Annotated in this window: 3 protein-coding genes; all 3 read left to right on the top strand. The window is 71.3% G+C overall.

Features of this window, described 5'->3' with window-relative positions; genetic code table 11:
* On the top strand, window positions 1–456 hold a 456-nt coding region (locus NS331_RS25100), incomplete at its 5' end, for a histidine phosphatase family protein (protein ID WP_058644612.1).
* Between the two features lie 53 nt (window positions 457–509).
* Window positions 510–950: a hypothetical protein gene (locus tag NS331_RS25095; protein WP_058644611.1), complete on the top strand. Its 441-nt coding sequence runs from the start codon at window positions 510–512 to the stop codon at window positions 948–950.
* 121 nt (window positions 951–1071) lie between these two features.
* Window positions 1072–2439 (top strand): tRNA (N6-isopentenyl adenosine(37)-C2)-methylthiotransferase MiaB, encoded by a 1368-nt coding sequence (gene miaB / locus NS331_RS25090; protein ID WP_058644610.1) that lies wholly within the window; start codon window positions 1072–1074, stop codon window positions 2437–2439.
* Window positions 2440–2615: the final 176 nt, after the last annotated feature.

Raw genomic sequence — 2615 nt, 5'->3', positions numbered from 1 at the left:
GCCCGCGCCATCGCCGAGGCCCATCCCGATGCGCCCGCCCTGGTCGCCGAGCCGCGGCTGCGCGAGCGCGGCTTCGGCATCTTCGAGGGCCGCACCTTCGCCGAGATCGAGGCCGAGCTGCCCGAACAGGCGCTCAAGTGGCGCAAGCGCGTGCCCGACTTCGCGCCCGAGGGCGGCGAGAACCTGCTGGTCTTCCGCGACCGCATCGTGGCCGTCGCCGCCGAACTGGCGGCGCGGCACCCGGGCGAGCTGATCGTGCTGGTGGCCCACGGCGGCGTGATGGACGTGCTCTACCGCGCCGCCACCGGCCAGGAACTGCAGGCGCCGCGCACCTGGGAACTGCGCAACGCGGCCATCAACCGGCTGCTGTGGACGCCCGAGGGCTTCTCGCTCGTCGGCTGGGCCGACACCGGCCACCTCAGCCGCGACCTGGCGCGGGACGAGACCAGCAGTTGAGGGCCGGCACCGCCGCCTAGAATCCGCCGCTCGCCAGCCTCTGGATGAACCCCATGAACCGCTGCAGCCCACGACTCGCTTTTTCCCTTCTCGCCGCCGCCCTGCTCGGCCTGGGCACCGCGGCCCTCGTCGCGCCCCGGCCCGCGCTGGCGCAGACCCAGAACGAAGCCGCCCTGGGCGGCCGCAACTTTCCCGACGGCACGCTGCGCGGCCGCCTGCGCATGCTCGACTTTCCCCAGGCCGAGCTCGACGGCCGGCTGGAGGTGCTGGCGCCCGGCACCCGCATCCGCAATGCCCAGAATATGGTCGTGACCGGCAGCATGCTGCTGGGCCAGGACCTGGCCGTGAACTACCTGCGCGACCCGGCCGGGCAGGTGCAGCAGGTCTGGATCCTCACGCCCGACGAGGCGGCGGCGCCGCGCGCTTCCGCCGGCGGCCAGCCGCTGCTGAACTTCTGGCCCTTCGTCACCCAGGCCGACAACGAGGGCGGCTGAGCGCCCGGCCCGCGCCGTGCCGCTGCGGCGCGGCCAGCCGCCACCGTCGCCCGCCGTTCCTTTTCCCACGATTCCCGCCGCCGGCCCCGCCGGCCGGCCGCCTTGCACAGAAAGCCCCGCCATGTCCCGCAAAGTCTTCATCAAGACCTTCGGCTGCCAGATGAACGAGTACGACTCGGACAAGATGGCCGACGTCCTCGCCGCCGCCGACGGCTACGAACCCACCCAGAACGTGGACGAGGCCGACCTGATCCTCTTCAACACCTGCTCCGTGCGCGAAAAGGCGCAGGAAAAAGTGTTCTCCGACCTCGGCCGCGTGCAGCACCTGAAGGCCAGGGGCGTGAAGATCGGCGTCGGCGGCTGCGTGGCCAGCCAGGAGGGCGAGGCCATCATCGCCCGCGCACCCTACGTGGACGTGGTCTTCGGCCCGCAGACCCTGCACCGCCTGCCCGAGCTGCTGGCCCGCCGCGAGGCCGAGCGCCGCCCGCAGGTGGACATCTCCTTTCCCGAGATCGAGAAGTTCGACCACCTGCCGCCCGCGCGGGTCGAAGGCGCGACGGCCTACGTGTCGATCATGGAAGGCTGCTCCAAGTACTGCAGCTACTGCGTGGTGCCCTACACCCGCGGCGAGGAGGTGAACCGCCCGCTGGACGACGTGCTGGTCGAGGTCGCCGGCCTGGCCGACCAGGGCGTGCGCGAGGTCACACTGCTGGGCCAGAACGTGAACGCCTACCGCGGCCGGATGGGCGACACCGGCGACATCGCCGACTTCGCCACGCTGATCGAATACATCGCCGAGATTCCCGGCATCGAGCGCATCCGCTACACCACCAGCCACCCCAACGAATTCACGCCGCGGCTGATCGACACCTATGCCCGCGTGCCGCAGCTGGTGAGCCACCTGCACCTGCCGGTGCAGCACGGCAGCGACCGCATCCTGATGGCGATGAAGCGCGGCTACACCGCCATGGAATACAAGAGCACGATCCGCAAGCTGCGCGCCATCCGGCCGCAGCTGGCGCTGTCCAGCGACTTCATCGTCGGCTTCCCGGGCGAGACCGAGGACGACTTCGCGAAGATGATGAAGCTGATCGAAGACGTCGGCTTCGACGCCAGCTTCAGCTTCATCTTCAGCCCGCGGCCCGGCACGCCCGCCGCCGCGCTGCACGACGACACGCCGCACGAGGTCAAGCTCGCACGCCTGCAGCACCTGCAGAAGACCATCGACGACAACGTGCGCCGTCTGTCCGACGCGCTGGTCGGCACCACGCAGCGGCTGCTGGTGGAGGGCCCGTCGAAGAAGAACCCGGCCGAGCTCATGGGCCGCACCGACTGCTTCCGCGTCGTCAACTTCGAGGCGCCGGCGCGGCTGGTGGGCCAGATGGTGGACGTGAGGATCACCCAGGCGCTCTCGCACACGCTTCGCGGCGAGGTGCTGACGCACGAGCACGACGGCACCGGCGCCGCGCGCGCCGCGCAGGCCGCCTGATGTCGGCCGGCCGGCCACGCGCGCGCGGCTCCTTCCAGCAGTTGCTGCTGGCCGCCTTCCTGGTGGTCACGGCGCTGGTGGTGGGCGTCGCGCTGCGCGCCGTCTTCCAGTACGACCAGCTCATCACCCAGAGCCGCGAGGCGGCGCGCCGGGCGCTGCTGCTGTCGGGCGCCGCC

This window comes from Pseudacidovorax intermedius (genome assembly GCF_001476815.1).
Lineage (GTDB): Bacteria > Pseudomonadota > Gammaproteobacteria > Burkholderiales > Burkholderiaceae_C > Xenophilus > Xenophilus intermedius_A.
The sequence above is the reverse complement of the archived record's forward strand: the minus strand, read 5'-3'. Positions and strand labels throughout refer to the sequence as shown.

Excerpts from the sequence above, each read along its gene's own strand:
- NS331_RS25095 (WP_058644611.1), top strand. The coding sequence starts at position 510 with ATGAACCGCTGCAGCCCACGACTCGCTTTTTCCCTTCTCGCCGCCGCC.
- miaB (WP_058644610.1), top strand. The coding sequence starts at position 1,072 with ATGTCCCGCAAAGTCTTCATCAAGACCTTCGGCTGCCAGATGAACGAG.